This window comes from Haemophilus sp. oral taxon 851 str. F0397 (genome assembly GCF_000242295.1).
GTDB lineage: Bacteria > Pseudomonadota > Gammaproteobacteria > Enterobacterales > Pasteurellaceae > Haemophilus.
Genome location: NZ_JH591081.1, coordinates 1 through 17,239, shown reverse-complemented (window position 1 = coordinate 17,239; position 17,239 = coordinate 1). Strand labels below are relative to the sequence as shown.

The window sequence follows — 17,239 nt, the reverse complement described above, 5'->3', positions numbered from 1 at the left end:
GACATTTATCTATTCAATTTTAGGAGAAAAACTGAATGAACAACATTTTCAAAGTAATTTGGAATCATGCCACCCAAACTTGGACTGCAGTAGGTGAATTGGCATCAGCCAAAGGCAAATCAAAATCCATCAAATTAACGGCAATTTCTGCCGCCTTGCTCATGGCGTGCGGTACGGCTCAAGCCGCCACACATAAGGCTGCGGACGACTTGGTCGCCATAGATAATGCGGCTGCAGCTGCCGTTCCGGCTGATGAAAAACCGCAAGCGCTTGGTAGCAATGCGATTGCCGTCGGAAGAAAGGCAAAAGCAGAAACCGCTAACTCGGTAGCCATCGGTCCGAGCGCCGAAGTGTTGCGACAACCCGGAGTACCATACAATTCAAATGGTATTGCCATCGGTGCGCAGGCGCGTATCGAGCCAAAAGTTAACGGCAACGCCGACACAAGCACTTTCCACAATTCGATTGCAATCGGTACGCGTACACTTGCAACGGCAAGCCATGCCATTGTGATTGGTCAGGACGCAAGCTCTATGCGCAATCAGGCTGCCGCAACTTATCAAACGGGTGAAAATATCGTTGCCATCGGTAACAGAGCCAGAGCAGACTGGGAAAAAAGCATTGCCATCGGCACAAATGCTAGCACCGTCTCCCCTGAAGCGATAGCGGTTGGTACCAATTCCATGGCATCCGGCGGCGGCAACAAAGGCGGTGTCGCCATCGGCTCAATTGCTCATGCCAATCACGTCGGCACAGTGGCCGTAGGCTCCGGCTCCAATGCAAGCAATGTCAACAGCATGGCAATGGGTTTTCACGCCAGCTCTGTCGGCCGCCAAGCAGTTACGGTAGGTAATCGGGCTTTCAGCCGCGGGGATAATGCCGTAACCATCGGTGATGGCGCAATGTCCGGCTGGAACAGTGCAAACCGTGCGGTTACAGTTGGTGCCAATTCACGTACTGTAACGGATGACGGCCTTTCCGTTGGATACAATGCATTTGCCGGCAATTTCCGCTCTACTGCGATTGGTAAAAATGCCGTCAGCTATGGTGCGCAAGCATTGGCATTGGGTTCTGAGGATTTGGGCGGCAACGCATCTGCTGCAAATATCTACAAGAAAAATACAATGGCCATCGGCAAGAATTCATCTGCCGTAGGCACAAACTCTATTGCCACGGGCGACAACAATATCGCATTCGGTACCGGAGCAACATCCGGTGTCGCGCAAGCATCTGTTGACAGCATCAAAACAGCTTATGCGGATTACCGTAAGGCATACGAGACATACGCCAATTTGGACAAAACGGCTGAAAATGCAAAAGCCAATGCCGGTGCGCTCAAAACTATCGTTGCAGATCTTTCGACCAATCTAAGAATATTCCATGATAACTATACGCAGAGTGGCGTTTTATATAAACATGCAGATGAGTTCAAAACCGCCTTGCAAACAGCAGGTCTCAGCTTTGACGAACTGGGAACGCTGACCAGTGTATTTACAAAAGAACCAAACGGTTCAGATGCCAATATTGCAAAAATCATTGCCAAAAAAGCCGATATTGAAAAAATTGCCAATATCAAAAATACAGCGGTTGGCGGACAAAACGAAAGATTGGCCCACCTTGTTGCCTTGGCGAAAAACCTGAGCAACAAGATTACCGAGTTAGAAAAAGCAAACACTGCGTCCGCAACGGCAGCCAAAGCACTAACTGACGGTAAAGCCGCACACGATGCAGCTAAAACAGCTTTTGAAACAAGCTATGCCGGCAAAAATGCAACCAATGCCATCGCAATCGGCGCATCTTCCGAAACTGCATCTAACAGCTCTACCGCAGTAGGCCACAAGGCTAAAGTAAACGGTGTCTCACCTAATGCAGTGGCAATCGGTACTAATACTCGTGCTGGTGAATCAGGCTACACTACTCGTGACGGAGCTAAACGATTCTTCACGACCGATGCAGCCAATGCAACCGTCGTAGGTTCAAACAGCCTTGTTGCTTTAGAAAACTCTACTGCAGTCGGTTACGATAATATAGTAAGAGCTAAAAACGCAGGTGCATTTGGTACTAAAAATAGAATTGGCGAATGGGATTACGAGATTACGGGTGCAGATAAAGCTTCAGCCACGCCTAAAGAAGGCCAAACCGGAGAGAATTCTTTCGTTGTTGGTTCAAACAACGGGGTATGGGCAAAAAATGTCATGGTGTTGGGTAATAATGTCAGAGTCTATGGCATAGGAACTCGCAAAGAAAACCGTGAAAACGCCGTTGTATTAGGCAACAACAGTGATGGTGCGCCGACGGTGAAAAAAGTCAACTCTGCCAATGTTAATGGAATGGTTTACAGCGGCTTCAAAGGCAACTTGGGCGCAACCAAAACAGACGGCTCTGAAGCTGAAAAAGCAGATAATGAATTGCAAGGCCGTTTTGTTTCTATCGGCGCAGCAACTACAGATAAAGACGGCGCTACCGTTTACGGCGAACGCCAAATCAAACACGTTGCAGCGGGCGAGATTTCTTCTACCTCGACCGATGCGATTAACGGTTCGCAACTTTATGCAGTCGCTTCCGGCTTGCGTGATGCCTTCCCTGTGGTTTATACCGATGCAGCAGGCAATAAAGTCGTGAAATACCCTGACGGCAACTATTACCCGGAAGGTACGACTTTTAATGCAGATGGCACACCTTCTAATCCTGCCGTAACCAATGTTATCGCTTCAATGAACAACCCTACTAACACCGAAGCGGGCAAAGCCGGCGATAACGTAACCCTGACCAACGTGGCGCAGGGTGCGAATACTATTGCTTATGAGGCAGCGGGTAATCCATTAGTTAAAGTAGGTGATTCATATTATGCGCCAGACCAATTTGAAAATGGTAAATTGAAAGCAACAGCGACTCCGACACCATCAACAAATGTTGCTGCAGCGAAAGATCCGGTGAAAGAAGCAAAAACTGGCTTAGCTGATTTAAAAAATTCTGTTGCGTCTAATGCATTAACTGTCGCTGATGCGAAAAACTTGGGTTGGGTAGTTTCTGCTGATAGTAAAGATGGTAAGGGGTATGCCGATAAAGTAACCAATGCAAACGAAGTTCGTTTTAATGGTAAAAACGGTATTAAAGTAACGGGCGAAACCGATAAGACTACAGGCATCCGCAACATCAACATCGAGCTGGAAAAGAGCGATGTGGTCAAAACCGGCGAATATAAAATCGGCGATAAGACTTACGTCAATGTCGACGGCAAGCTTTACGACAAAGACAGTATCGATCCGAAAACCAATAAGCCGAAAGCAGATGCAGCATCGTCCAACTACGCTGTACAAGACGGCAAAGTTATGGACAACAGCGATGCAGCGAATCCGAAAGAAGTAGCCGGCGTGGATAACGGCAGCAACTTTGTTGATGGCAATACCGTTTATAAAGCAATCCAAGAATCTGGTTGGACTGTAGGTAAAGCGAAAGATGCCCTTGCAAACAACAAATTCGAAGATAAGGATGAAAAAGTTAATCCGAATGATGAAGTTCGTTTTGCAGATGGCAAAGGCATCACAGTAAAAACTGCGACTGTTGATAAAATCGATGCTAAAGGTGACAAACAAACCACAACCGTGGTGAAATTCGACACCGATTTGCCTATTGATTACGTAAACGTGAAAAATGCCGCGGGCGATACGCTAAAACAAGCGAATGATGGTAACTGGTATAAAGAGGCTGATGTTAATAATGATGGCACAGTGAAATTGACCAATAACAAAGCCCCTGAAGTTCAAAAACCAGTGAAAACAGGCGCTACTTTATCTGATGCCAACTCAAATATGGGCAAAAATCCATACCGCACAGCAATTGAAGATAAAGCAATGGCAGCGGCAATTGAAAAAGTACGAGGAGAGAATCCAACTGCAACAGTGGAAGAACTTTTACCAAAAGTATTAGAAGAAGCTGCGAAGCAAGTTGCGGAATTGGAAAAAGCTGAAAAAACTGGCAAAGACAAAGATGTGATTACCGCAGGTAAAGACGGCGTTCAATTAAATAACGTCGGTTGGGCAGAAAATCCTGATCAAGCGGTAAATAAAGACCAACTTGATCAAACTGTGAACAAATCTGGCTTCTTTATCCAACAAAACGGTAAAACAACCGTAGAAAACGCTGCAAACAAAGAAGAAAAAGATCCGGCGAAATCTGAAAAAGTAACGCCTAACGATGTGGTTAACTTTGTAAATGGTAAAGGTACCGTGATTAAAGCAGTAACTAAACGTGATGCTAACGGTGTGGATACCACAACGGTTTCTGTGGATGTTGATACCAGCGCATTAAGTTTACCTAAGGGTGCAAATACCATTGCCTATAATGACAAGGGTGAGCAAATCGTCAATGTAAATGGTAAATACTACAAACCAAGCGATCTGGAAAACGGTAAACCGACCGCTACAGCTACAGAGCAAACCCCTGTTGTACCGGCAGCAGCGGACAAACCGCTCGAAGCTGCAAAAGACGGCTTGGCAGACCTTGCCCATTCAGACGGCGACAACTTGCTGAGCGTCAAAGATGCACAAAACCTGGGTTGGGTTGTTTCAACCTCCGACAACAACAAAGCCGCACCTGTGAAAAATGCGGATGTAGTTGACTTTAAAGCAGAGCCAAATACAGGCATTACCGTAAAAGGCGATGTGAAAAACGGCAAGATGACCGTAACCGTAGGCAACGACTACTTCAAAGCAAACGCTACTGGCGAAGCTGCGAAAGCAACCGGACCAAACAGCGTGGCAATCGGCGGAAACAGCAACGCTGCCGTTGAAGATGCAGTTGCCATCGGCAACGGTGCCGCAGTTAAACCGGAAGCAGCCAAAGGTTCTGTCGCAATCGGAGCAGGTGCGCAAGCAGGTAAAGCACATACAGGTGCTTACAGTCTGGCTCCTTCGGCAACTGTTGCCGGCCAACCAAGCGACGCCACCCGTGTCGTTTCCGTAGGCAGCGAAGGTAACGAAGCGCAAATTCAAAATGTTGCAGCTGGTGTTGTGTCTAACACCTCAACAGATGCGGTAAATGGCAGCCAATTACATGCAACTAATGTTCAAGTGAATAAAAATGCACAGAATATTAATCGCGTTGAAGGCAAAGTTGATAATCTTAGTCAAGTTATTAACAACCATGCAGGTGAATTTAACCGCCTAGACAGAAAAGTTAATAAATATGGCAAAGAAGCCCGTGCTGGTATCGCTGGTGCAAATGCAGCAGCTGCGTTACCACAGGTTTATACACCAGGTAAATCAATGGTTGCCGCAGCGGCTGGTACCTTCAAAGGACAAAATGCTTTAGCTGTAGGTTACTCTCGTGCAAGCGACAATGGCAAGGTGATCTTAAAACTTCAAGGTAATGCAAACACCAGTGGTGATGTCGGTGCCGGAGTTGGCGTAGGTTACCAATGGTAATAGCGTAATCGTTTATGATGGGATTTTCCCATCATTAATAAATCCAAAAAGTGCGGTGAACATTCACCGCACTTTTTTATTATTTGAGTCATTGAATCTCCGCAAATAATAAAATCTGCCCATCAACAGTTTATTGAAAAATATTACTAGCCTAGCCCTTTTTCCAGTATAATCTGACCAATTTTCTGACAAATTAAAACAAGACGATGAATAAAAAACACACTTTAATTTCACTTGCTATTTTGACCGCATTTTATAGCCAACAAAGTTTGGCGGATTTGCATGAACAATGTCTAATGGGCGTGCCAAAATTTAGCGGTGAAATCGTGACTGGTGATGTGAATTCTCTGCCTGTATATATTGAAGCGGATAATGCAGAAATTAATCAGCCAAATGATGCGACCTATCAAGGTAATGTAGATTTGAAACAAGGCAATCGTCATTTGTTAGCACAATCTGTGCAGGTCAAACAATCTGGAAACCAGCCAACGCCTCTACGCATGGCTTATGTCCGCAATGGATTTGATTATAAAGATAATCAGATCAATATGTTGGGTAAAGATGCGGCGTTTAATTTAGATAGTCACGATGGTAATTTAACAAATTCAGAATATGAATTTGTCGGTCGTCAGGGTCGCGGTAAGGCTGATGATATAACATTAAGTAATAACTATCGCGTAATGAAAAACGCCACCTTTACTTCATGTTTACAAGGTGACAATGCTTGGGCTGTAGATGCGTCAGAAATTCGTCAATACGTGAAAGAAGAATATGCTGAAATGTGGCATGCTCGTTTCAAAGTGCATGGTGTTCCCGTCTTTTATACCCCTTACTTACAATTACCCATTGGAGATCGTCGTCGTTCTGGCTTATTGATTCCAAGTGCAGGGACATCTAGCCGAGATGGTCTTTGGTATGCACAACCAATTTATTGGAATATCGCTCCTAATTACGATCTTACTTTTACCCCGAAATATATGTCTCGCCGTGGTTGGCAAGCAAATGGGGAATTTCGCTATTTAACCCCTATTGGCGAAGGTAAAGTCGCAGGTGAATATTTAGGAAAGGATCGTTACTCTGAATATTCTAGTGATAATCGAAAACGTCATTTGTTCTATTGGAATCACAATTCTAGCTTTTTGCAAAATTGGCGCTTAAATATTGATTATACCCGAGTAAGTGATAAACGTTATTTCAGTGATTTTGAGTCCGTTTATGGTCGCAGTACTGATGGCTACGCAAACCAATATGCTCGCGTAGCTTATTATCAACCAAATTATAATTTTTCTCTTTCTGCACGACAGTTCCAGATTTTCGATGAGGTGAACATCGGCCCTTATCGTGCAATGCCACAATTAGATTTCAATTATTACAAACATGATTTGGCTAATGGATGGTTGAATTTCAAATTACATTCACAAGCTGTTCGTTTTGATAATGACAGCGAATTAATGCCAACTGCATGGCGTTTCCATTCAGAGCCTAGCTTAAATTCTTTAATGTCAAATAAATACGGTAGTTTGAATATTGAAACTAAACTTTATGCGACTCGCTACGATCAGAAAAAAGGTTCAGGAAAAAATGCAGAAGACGTGCAAAAAACGGTAAATCGAGTTATTCCACAATTTAAAGTTGATTTACAAAGCGTATTAGCACGCGATACAACGTTCTTAAAAGACTATACACAAACTTTCGAACCACACGTGCAGTATTTATATCGTCCTTACCGAAATCAAAGCAATATTGGTTCAAAACTTAATAATGAATATTTAGGATTTGGTTACGATTCAGCATTAGTACAACAAGATTACTATTCGCTATTCCGTGATCGCCGTTATAGTGGTTTAGACCGAATTTCATCGGCGAATCAAGTTACCTTGGGTGGCACAACGCGTTTTTATGATATTGGTGGTGAAGAACGCTTTAATTTATCTGCAGGTCAAATTTATTACTTAAGTAATTCTCGTATTGATGAAAACCCAGCAAATAAAACACCGACTTCATCATCAGCTTGGGCATTAGAATCTAATTGGAAAATGAGTGATAAATGGCATTGGCGTGGTAGCTATCAATTTGATACTCATACCAATTCAACATCATTAGCAAATACATCACTAGAATATAATCCTGAAAAAAATAATTTAATTCAGTTAAATTATCGATATGCGAACCAAGAATATATTGACCAAAACTTGGGTAAATCGGCTAACGCATATCAACAAGATATCCAACAAGTGGGATTGGTTGTAGGCTGGGAAATTGCCAATAATTGGGCTGTTGTAGGACGCTATTATCAAGATCTCGCCTTACAAAAACCAGTAGAACAATATATTGGCGTCCAGTATAACAGCTGTTGTTGGGCGGTTGGTGTCGGTGCTAGACGCTATGTCACAAGCCACCAAAATCAAAAGCATAATGAAGTCGTTTACGATAATAGCATTGGCGTAACCTTAGAATTAAGAGGCTTAGGCACCAATGACCATCAAAGCGGTATTCAAGAAATGCTAGAAAAAGGAAAACTACCTTATATTCGAGCATTTAGTTTGGATTAAACATTGTTCAATATAAACTTTAAATCTACAAAAAGAGCGGCTATTTTTGGCCGCTCTCAGACCAAGGTATCTAAAATAATCCCGTGCTGACCATCGACCGTACGATGGTCAAGATAAAAGAACCCTTTCGGTTTGTTATCTCGGAGCATATAACCACTGTCGGTGGTCAGTATTACTAACCTTGGTGTCTTTGACATATGCCACTTTCTCACTCTTCTTTAACGGCTTTTTTCTTCCCGTATTTTCGCCACATCTTGGTTGAGTAAGTCGAACATTGCTGACATTGCCGCATTACCTTCCTAATTGACGTTGAAGTAGTGTTTGCATAATTGCAAAATTAAAAAGAAAACCGGTCGATTGATCGGTTTTTTTGTAGGTTACTTCTTAGATTATTTATTTAAAATATAAATAATACCTTGTGTTACTGCAATGGGTACAACAAATGCAGTAGTTAATGTTGTATAAGCTACATAAACAGGCGTAAATAACGTTATAGTTGTCAGTTCTAAGGCGATATCATCGGCTATAACTTCTTTATGTGATGTTCTTCGCACTAAAGAAATTTCGATTGGTTCAGGCATTGAAAATTTACTGATTATTTCATTTCTATTATTAAAGCGAATTCGCTTTCCAAATGCTCTGTATTGCCGTTTTAATGCTGGCTGATTAGCTTTCCAGTTCGGATTTCTAAGTTTTACTGCTGATAAGAAATCCGAATGAATATAGCTAATAGGATTAAACCAAAATTGCTTTTGCAACTGCTCTTTTTCCTCTTTACTATATTTGCCTTCGTCTAAATAAACGGTGTATTCGCCAGTGACCTCATTATCAAGGCTATCTAATTTCATTGTAAAAAAGAGTGTTTGTTTTGCATAAGGGCTAGTCAAGAAATGTTGCATTGCTTCAACATCTTGATTTTGTAAAAGATAGTCCGACTGCTCACCTATCAGATAAATTTTATTTTTTTCAATCATAAAGGCATAAATTTTTTCTGTGGTTTTTATGGGCTTGTTAATATAGATAACGCAACTCGTGAGCAAGCAAATTAAAATAAGATAAAATTTTTTCATTGTTATTTTGTGGGACATTTGTAGTATGGGGAAAGTGAAACGTTTGTGATGTTTTCCTCAGTAATATCTTTCAAAACAACTGAGCACCCCATTGGCTTAATTTCATATTGATGCCCGGCTTTAGGGATAAATGATGCACGATCATCTCGGCGTTCTCCTCCATCGGTAGCACCCAAAGTAATGGTTTTTATCAGAAATTTTCGAATAGTATCATAGCCCGCAATTGGACCGTACTGACATAATTGTGTTGTTTCGGTCTGGCAAGGTTTTCCCGCAACGCGGCAAACAGCTTTACTGATTTGATGCGATGGGGTGAGATTGATTATTTTATCCGTAGGAATGACGTATTCTCTAAACGTATAATTTTCCTTCTGGGCAATATCTGAGTCCTCGGTTTGAGTCATACCTATTCGATGTTGCCCACCGCCAAACCATCCGGTAGGGCGAAGATGTATTCCTTTCTTATCTTTTTCACAATCCATGATTTTTACATTGATTTCTCCATCCTTTCCTATATTAAAGATTCGGATACGGGCATGTTTTGTTGCGTCATATTCTTGAGGATTGATGATTTCTTTTGTTGCACATCCTGTAAGCAGCATTGCAAGCATCAGTGTTTTCCATCTATTTTTCATATCTCCCCCTTTTTTTGGATAAAAAAACGACTAGGCAAAGCCTAGCCGTTAAATATATTACGCCTTCACATTTTCTTTCAAAAACGCTAACAACTGCTCTTTCGCAATCATCTGTTTTTCGCCAGTACGGCGGTTCTTATATTCAATTTCACCGTTCTCTAGGTTTTTCTCACCGATTACAACCATATGCGGTACACCAATGAGTTCCATGTCTGCAAACATCACACCTGGGCGTTCTTTACGATCATCAAAAATCACATCTACGCCTTGTGATTGTAAAGTTCGGTAAAGTTCTTCAGCGTATTTTTGCACGACTTCAGATTTGTGCATGTTCATTGGCACAATCGCTACAGTAAATGGTGCAATTTCATCTGAAGGCCAAATAATACCGCGATCATCATGATGCTGTTCAATCGCTGAAGCCACAACGCGAGTTACGCCGATACCATAACAACCCATTGTCATCACAAGAGGTTTACCATCTTCACCTTGAACTGTTGCTTTCATTGCTTCAGAGTATTTTTTACCAAGTTGGAAAATATGTCCCACTTCAATCCCACGTTTGATTTGAAGAGTGCCTTTACCATCTGGGCTTGGGTCGCCTTCCACCACGTTACGCAAGTCGAACACTTCTGGCATTGCAACATCGCGCTCCCAGTTTACATTGAAGTAATGTTTTCCATCGATATTCGCGCCACAACTAAAATCAGACATTAACGCTACAGTGCGGTCAATAATTGCTGGAATATTTAAATTCACAGGACCTAATGAACCAACACCCGCACCAATTTTCGCTTTGATATCAGCTTCATCTGCAAACTCAAGAGGATCTGCTACTAATGGGTGTTTTTGTGCTTTAATTTCATTTAATTCATGATCACCACGAATAATTAAAGCAACCAGCGGTTGATTTTCGTCTGCACCTTTCACAATCAACGTTTTCACAGTTTTAGCGATTGGTTGATTAAATTGTTCTACAAGTTCATTAATAGTTTTCGCATTTGGTGTATCAACCAATGTCATCTCTGCGGTTGGCGCTTGACGCTCACCAATAGCTACCGCTTCAGCAAGCTCAATATTCGCGGCAAAATCCGATTCTGTTGAGAATACAACATCATCTTCACCACTTGAAGCTAACACTTGGAACTCATGGGAAGCCGAACCACCGATAGAACCCGTATCCGCTTGCACCGCACGGAAATCTAGGCCTAAACGGTTAAAAATGTTACTGTACACTTGATACATCACATCATAGGTTTCTTGTAAACTTTCTTGTGTAGTGTGAAATGAGTACGCATCTTTCATAATAAATTCGCGCGAACGCATTACACCAAAACGAGGGCGCACTTCATCACGGAATTTAGTTTGAATTTGGTATAAATTAAGCGGAAGTTGCTTGTAAGAAGAGACTTCACGACGTACTAAATCGGTGATCACTTCTTCGTGAGTTGGCCCAAGTACAAAGTTACGGTTTCCGCGGTCTTCAAAACGAAGAAGTTCAGGACCATATTGCTCCCAACGGCCAGACTCTTCCCATAATTCTGCAGGTTGCACAACAGGCATTAATACCTCAATTGCGCCGCCTTTGTTCATTTCTTCGCGAATAATCTTTTCTACTTTTTTCAATACGCGAATACCCGTTGGCAACCAGTTATATAAACCTGATGCCATTGGGCGAATCATACCTGCACGCAACATTAATTGGTGGCTCACTACCTGAGCATCATTTGGCGTTTCTTTAAGGGTGGAGAATAAATATTGGCTTGTACGCATTGTTTAACCTTAGATTCTAAGAACTGAAAAAATTGGCGCAAGTATAACAAAAAGTGCGGTGATTTTTAACCGCACTTTCGATACTTACTCATTATTTTGCGCTTTCGCCAAAATTGCTTTATGTTCTTGAATCAATGCCATAAAAGGCTGGCCAAACCGTTCTAATTTGATAGAGCCCACGCCATTAATTTGCAACATTTCAATATTGCTTGTTGGCATATATTGTGCCATTTCTTGCAAAGTCGCATCATTAAAGACAATGTATGGCGGAATATTTTCTTTATCGGCAATTTGTTTGCGTAGGAAACGCAGGCGTGCAAATAAATCTTTATCATAATTTGCAACACCTTGACGTTGTGGATTATGGACAATTTTACTGATTGAAGAAATACGAGGCATTGCCAGTTCTAATGGTTCTTCACCTTTCAGAATCGCTTTCGCACTTTCAGTAAGTTGTAACGTTGGATTTAATTCACTAATGACTTGTTGCACAAACCCCAAATGAATAAGCTGACGAATAACAGACTGCCAATGCTCTTTACTTTTATCTTTTCCGATACCATACACTGAAAGTTTATCATGTTGGCGTTCAATAATTTTCTGATTATGCATTCCACGCAATACCGCAATCACATAATGTGCACCGAAACATTGCCCCACTCGATAAATAGTAGACATTACTTTTTGCGCATCGACTAAACCATCATATTTTTTAGGAGGATCGAGGCAAATATCACAGTTATTGCATGGTGTTTGCCGATGCTCACCAAAATAATTGAGAAGAACTAAACGGCGACAAGTCTGGCTTTCAGCAAATTCCCCAATAGCTTCTAATTTATGTTGCTCAATCTGACGCTGTGGCGTTTCTGGCTTTTCTAAGAGAATTTTTTGTAACCAAGCGTAATCCGCTGGCTCATAAAACAGAACAGCCTCAGCAGGCAAATCATCACGTCCCGCTCGCCCTGTTTCCTGATAGTAAGATTCAATGCTACGAGGTAAATCAAAATGGGCAACAAACCGTACATTGGATTTATTAATCCCCATTCCAAAAGCAATGGTTGCGACTACCACTTGAACATTATCACGCTGAAAATCCTGTTGCACGCGCTCACGAAGTGCCGTTTCCATTCCAGCGTGGTAAGCAGCAGCAGAGACGCCTTTATTGCGTAAACTTTCCGCAATTCTCTCAACCTTATTTCTGCTGTTGCAATAAATAATCCCACTCTTGCCCTTTTGAGCCAACACAAAACGTGTCAGTTGCTCCATTGGTTTATATTTTTCCTCCAAAGTATAACGAATGTTTGGTCGATCAAAACTACCAATATATCTATGTGGATTTTCTAGATTGAGGTGAGTCAAAATATCTTGGCGAGTCGCATAATCGGCTGTCGCGGTGAGCGCCATAATCGGCGCATGAGGGAAACTAGCTTTTAAACCACCAAGCTGGGTATATTCAGGGCGAAAATCATGCCCCCATTGAGAAATGCAGTGAGCTTCATCAATCGCAATAAAGCTGACTTTACTATAAGAAATAAGTTGAAAGAAACTATTCGTCATCACTTTTTCTGGCGACACATAAAGCAGTTTAAGTTGCCCAGAAATAAGCTTATTTTGTACTTGTTGCTGCTGTTCTAAAGTCTGACTAGAATTAAGAAAATCCGCCTCAATTCCATTAGCTTGAAGTTGATCCACTTGATCTTTCATCAAGGAAATCAGCGGAGAAATTACTAAAGTTAAACCAGCAAAACAAAGCGCGGGAATTTGGTAACAAAGCGATTTACCATTCCCTGTTGCCATTACCACCAAAGCATCTTGTCCGTTTAACGCGGCATTGATGACTTCTTCTTGCCCTTTACGGAAAGATTGATAACCAAAAACCGATTTCAAAACAGAAAGTGCGGTCGGTTTTTCTATTATTTTTGGTGATAAAGGAGAATCAAGCATCTTAGAACTGCACGTTCTCGCCATGTGTAGCACAAGCTTCTACTAAACAATCCCAAAAACGTTTTCCATCGTTAGAAACCCAGTCACCATTTTTAAAAGCAAAATGAAAACCACCTAATTTACTCGCAATCCAAAGCTCAAGTAATGGTTCTTGCTTGTTAATCACTATTTGTGTGCGATTATCAAAGGTGATTGTAAATACTGAACCTTGCGTTTCACAATCTACATCCGCACCTTGCTCTTCCAATTTTTCTTCAATTTTTTGCCAAACTTGTTCAATATTTTGGTGAAATTCTGCAATATTCATAAAATGTTCCTGTTTAAATCTGATAGAATGCGGCAAATTATAAAGCCTTTCTTAAGCTTGTGAAAGGCGGATTTACCGATAAGTAAGAGAGAGAAAAATGAAAAAACTACTATCAATTTTAGTGCTTAGTGCAATTTGCATTCTAGCAACAGGATGCGGCGTAAAAGGCCCTTTATATTTCCCAGAAAAAGAACAAGCACAACAAACCAAATAAGCGATTATCCAATTACAATCCCCCAAAAAACAGGAACACAACATGAATTTCTTCCAATATAAAAATAATAAGCTTTATGCTGAAGATATTCCGGTTCAACAACTTGCTGAACAATTCGGTACACCTCTTTATGTATATTCTCGCGCAACACTTGAACGCCATTGGCATGCTTTTGACTCAGCCTTCGGTAAGCATCCTCACTTAATTTGCTTTGCTGTGAAATCTTGCTCGAATATCGGCGTATTAAATATCATGGCAAAACTAGGTTCAGGTTTCGATATTGTCTCGCAAGGCGAACTTGAGCGTGTACTTGCAGCGGGTGGCGATGCATCAAAAGTAGTCTTTTCGGGCGTTGCTAAATCCCGAGAAGAAATTATTCGTGCACTAGAAGTTGGAATCCGTTGCTTTAATGTGGAATCAGTTTCTGAACTCAAACACATTAACCAGATTGCAGGCGAGATGAGAAAAATTGCACCAATTTCTTTACGAGTGAATCCAGATGTTGATGCGCATACGCACCCTTATATCTCAACAGGATTAAAAGAGAATAAATTTGGTGTAAGCGTAAATGAAGCTCGAGAGGTATATAAATTAGCCTCAACGCTACCAAACATAAAAATAACAGGGATGGATTGCCACATAGGCTCACAGCTCACTGAATTACAACCATTTTTAGATGCAACAGATCGCTTAATTGTCCTAATGGAACAATTAAAAGAAGATGGAATAAAATTAAAACATCTCGATCTGGGCGGTGGTTTAGGCGTGACTTATACGGATGAAACACCACCGCATCCAAGTGATTACGCGAATGCATTGTTAGAAAAACTACAAAATTATCCTGAACTTGAAATTATTCTTGAACCAGGCAGAGCAATTTCTGCAAACGCGGGAATTTTAGTAGCCAAAGTGCAATACCTAAAAAATAATGAAAGTCGTAATTTCGCTATTACCGACACAGGAATGAACGATATGATCCGCCCTGCATTATATGAGGCTTATATGAATATCGTAGAAATTGACCGCACTTTAGCAAGAGAAAAAGTCATTTATGATGTTGTGGGGCCAGTTTGCGAAACGTCTGATTTCTTAGGCAAACAACGAGAACTTTCTATTGCTGAAGGTGATTATATAGCTCAATGCTCAGCAGGCGCCTATGGAGCAAGCATGTCATCAAACTATAACTCAAGACCTCGTACTGCAGAAGTTCTAGTAGATGGAGATAAATCCTATTTAATTCGTCGTCGAGAAACCTTACAAGAACTTTGGGCATTAGAGTCGACCATTTAATCTTTCTTATCTTAAAAGAGCGGTAAAAAATGATCTATTTTTCTACCGCTCTTTTTCTATCCATCAATCAACCTCAAATAGTAACTTTGTGAGATAAATCAAATTTTTTTCTATTCTAGATTGGCATAGAATTGAATTCTTTATAGAATATCATGTTTTTTAAAGTGGACTTTTGCCACTAAAGGGGAAATTATGCAAGAAAAACTAAAAGTTTTATTGATTGACGACCATCCATTAATGCGTCGTGGCATTAAACAACTTGTAGAATTAGACGATAACTTTGAAGTGGTGGCTGACGTAGGCAGCGGCACAGAAGGGATTTCTGTGGCATTACAAACATCACCTGATGTGATCATTTTAGATCTCAACATGAAAGGACTTTCTGGGTTAGATACACTCAAAGGATTACGAGCAGAAGGCGTCGACGCACGAATCTTAATTTTAACAGTGTCTGATGCAAAAAATGATATTTATACTCTGATTGATGCAGGTGCAGATGGTTACTTGCTAAAAGATACGGAACCAGATACTTTGCTAGATCAAATAAAGCGCATTGCACAAGGTGAAGTCATTCTGAGTGATTCTATTAAAAATTTACTGTTAGAACGCACTCATGAAGAAAATCCATTAGACAGCCTAACGGATCGTGAAATGGGCGTACTTCGTCAAATTGCGACAGGTCTATCAAATAAACAAATCGCAGCACAACTGTTTATTTCAGAAGAAACCGTGAAAGTACATATCCGTAATTTATTGCGCAAATTAAATGTACATTCTCGCGTTGCCGCAACGGTATTATTTTTTGAACAAAATCGTTAACAAAAATAATCATAAAAAAATGCGCTAGGATAAACTTAGCGCATTTTTCTTTACAGTCACACTATTTACATTAATTCAATAGATTTAATATCTTCTAATAATATATACAATTCTTTTTTAATATCTTGTTCAAATTGTACTTCTGCACTTTTTCGATCTAAATCGAGACGCATTCTTTCTCTTTTATCAAGCGATTTACGAGCATCATGTGTAGGCATATCACGCACAACTTCATATAAGTTAGCCATCGCAGGATAAGTAGATAAATTCTTACCAAAAGGCCTTAATAGCATTGTAAGACGGATTACTCCTTCTGAAGTATTACATTCCCCAGATTGCATTGCTCGAGCAATAACATCAATGCTTTCTTTTAATCGTATAGTGCGCGCATGCTTGGCTTTAGTAATAAATTCCTTTTGGATTTTTAACTGTTTTAATAAATATATTGCATATAAAAACAATCCAATCACCAAGAAAAATGCAACTACAATAAATAGCCAAATCATAACTTATCTAAATTGGTTAATATCGATACGCTCGAAAGTGCGGTATAAATCATCTTCACTTTCATCTTCGTCTTCAATGCCAAGTTCTTCCATTAATTCAGAAATTCTATCTAAGCATTCATCTACAAATTGTTGATCTGCTTTACTAATAGCTTTACCTGCATCTAACGCATCCAATAATTCATTAAGAATTTCATTATTTTCCAGATTTTCAAGCTCTTTCATTGGATCTTGTTTTTTCACCTGTTTTATTACAGGAATCAATTGACCTTTTTCAGGTTTATTAATAAATTCAACAACCAACGGAACCTTTTTCTTACTACCGATTTTTGGATCTCTAATTTCATTTTGAAGTTTATTCACTTTTTCTTCAACCACACTATGACGAGATCCTGAAGCTAAACCTTTATGCTTACGTTTTTTCTTATCTTCACGAGCTTTAGCATCCAATTCATAGCGTGTAAGCTTTTTACCTGGACGTGCTTTTGTTATATCTATTTTTTTATCTGCTTTTCGAATTGGCATAATATCGGTAATTCGACGTGTTTTTTTCTTACGAGCCATAAGGTCTCCTTCTAAAAATTTTGCGGATTGTATCACTAGTGCGTATTTTTCTCACTAACAAACATAAACTTTATCTAAACTTATTTTGTTAAAGTATTAACTTCTAAAAACAAAAACCCCATATCTTTCGACACGGGGT

The 17,239-nt window shown here is 40.5% G+C and carries 12 protein-coding genes and 1 pseudogene; 5 read left to right on the top strand and 8 right to left on the bottom strand.

Annotated features, from left to right (window positions below; genetic code table 11):
* Positions 1–35 precede the first annotated feature (35 nt).
* Both HMPREF9096_RS02115 and lptD read left to right on the top strand, forming a co-directional pair.
* Positions 36–5,426, top strand: coding sequence for a YadA-like family protein (locus tag HMPREF9096_RS02115; protein ID WP_009500684.1), 5,391 nt, complete (start codon positions 36–38; stop codon positions 5,424–5,426).
* A gap of 206 nt (positions 5,427–5,632) precedes the next feature.
* Positions 5,633–7,978: an LPS assembly protein LptD gene (gene lptD / locus HMPREF9096_RS02120; RefSeq protein ID WP_009500683.1), complete on the top strand. Its 2,346-nt coding sequence runs from the start codon at positions 5,633–5,635 to the stop codon at positions 7,976–7,978.
* Between the two features lie 59 nt (positions 7,979–8,037).
* On the opposite strand, the pseudogene HMPREF9096_RS09420 reads toward lptD, so the two are convergent.
* From HMPREF9096_RS09420 to cyaY, 6 genes and pseudogenes are all read right to left on the bottom strand, one after another.
* Positions 8,038–8,209 (bottom strand): annotated as a pseudogene (locus HMPREF9096_RS09420) (IS5/IS1182 family transposase); the annotation flags it as partial.
* 158 nt (positions 8,210–8,367) lie between these two features.
* A complete protein-coding gene (locus HMPREF9096_RS02125) occupies positions 8,368–9,048 on the bottom strand; it encodes a hypothetical protein (protein WP_253269214.1) in 681 nt (226 codons plus the stop codon).
* Positions 9,049–9,050: 2 nt separating this feature from the next.
* Positions 9,051–9,683, bottom strand: coding sequence for a hypothetical protein (locus tag HMPREF9096_RS02130; protein ID WP_009500681.1), 633 nt, complete (start codon positions 9,681–9,683; stop codon positions 9,051–9,053).
* Positions 9,684–9,740: 57 nt separating this feature from the next.
* Positions 9,741–11,456, bottom strand: a complete 1,716-nt coding sequence (gene proS, locus HMPREF9096_RS02135) for a proline--tRNA ligase (RefSeq protein WP_009500680.1) — start codon at positions 11,454–11,456, stop codon at positions 9,741–9,743.
* Positions 11,457–11,540: 84 nt separating this feature from the next.
* The gene (recQ, locus tag HMPREF9096_RS02140) at positions 11,541–13,400 is read right to left on the bottom strand and encodes a DNA helicase RecQ (protein WP_009500679.1); all 1,860 of its coding nucleotides are present in this window, start codon (positions 13,398–13,400) and stop codon (positions 11,541–11,543) included.
* A gap of 1 nt (position 13,401) precedes the next feature.
* The gene (cyaY, locus tag HMPREF9096_RS02145) at positions 13,402–13,707 is read right to left on the bottom strand and encodes an iron donor protein CyaY (RefSeq protein ID WP_009500678.1); all 306 of its coding nucleotides are present in this window, start codon (positions 13,705–13,707) and stop codon (positions 13,402–13,404) included.
* Positions 13,708–13,804: 97 nt separating this feature from the next.
* Between cyaY and HMPREF9096_RS09190 the strand changes: the two genes are divergently transcribed.
* The 3 genes from HMPREF9096_RS09190 to HMPREF9096_RS02155 all read left to right on the top strand — a co-directional run bounded on the left by HMPREF9096_RS09190 (position 13,805) and on the right by HMPREF9096_RS02155 (position 16,030).
* On the top strand, positions 13,805–13,921 hold the full coding sequence (locus HMPREF9096_RS09190) for a lipoprotein (RefSeq protein ID WP_005626022.1): 117 nt from the start codon (positions 13,805–13,807) through the stop codon (positions 13,919–13,921).
* 42 nt (positions 13,922–13,963) lie between these two features.
* Entirely contained in the window at positions 13,964–15,211 is a 1,248-nt protein-coding gene (gene lysA / locus HMPREF9096_RS02150; RefSeq protein ID WP_009500677.1) for a diaminopimelate decarboxylase, read from the top strand.
* 192 nt (positions 15,212–15,403) lie between these two features.
* A complete protein-coding gene (locus HMPREF9096_RS02155; protein WP_005635583.1) occupies positions 15,404–16,030 on the top strand; it encodes a response regulator in 627 nt (208 codons plus the stop codon).
* 65 nt (positions 16,031–16,095) lie between these two features.
* Here HMPREF9096_RS02155 and HMPREF9096_RS02160 read toward each other — a convergent pair whose 3' ends face one another.
* Together HMPREF9096_RS02160 and yihI are read right to left on the bottom strand one after the other, a co-directional pair.
* Complete coding sequence (locus tag HMPREF9096_RS02160) at positions 16,096–16,536, bottom strand: DUF2489 domain-containing protein (protein WP_009500676.1); 441 nt, start codon at positions 16,534–16,536, stop codon at positions 16,096–16,098.
* Between the two features lie 3 nt (positions 16,537–16,539).
* Entirely contained in the window at positions 16,540–17,100 is a 561-nt protein-coding gene (yihI, locus tag HMPREF9096_RS02165) for a Der GTPase-activating protein YihI (RefSeq protein WP_032803549.1), read from the bottom strand.
* Positions 17,101–17,239 lie beyond the last annotated feature (139 nt).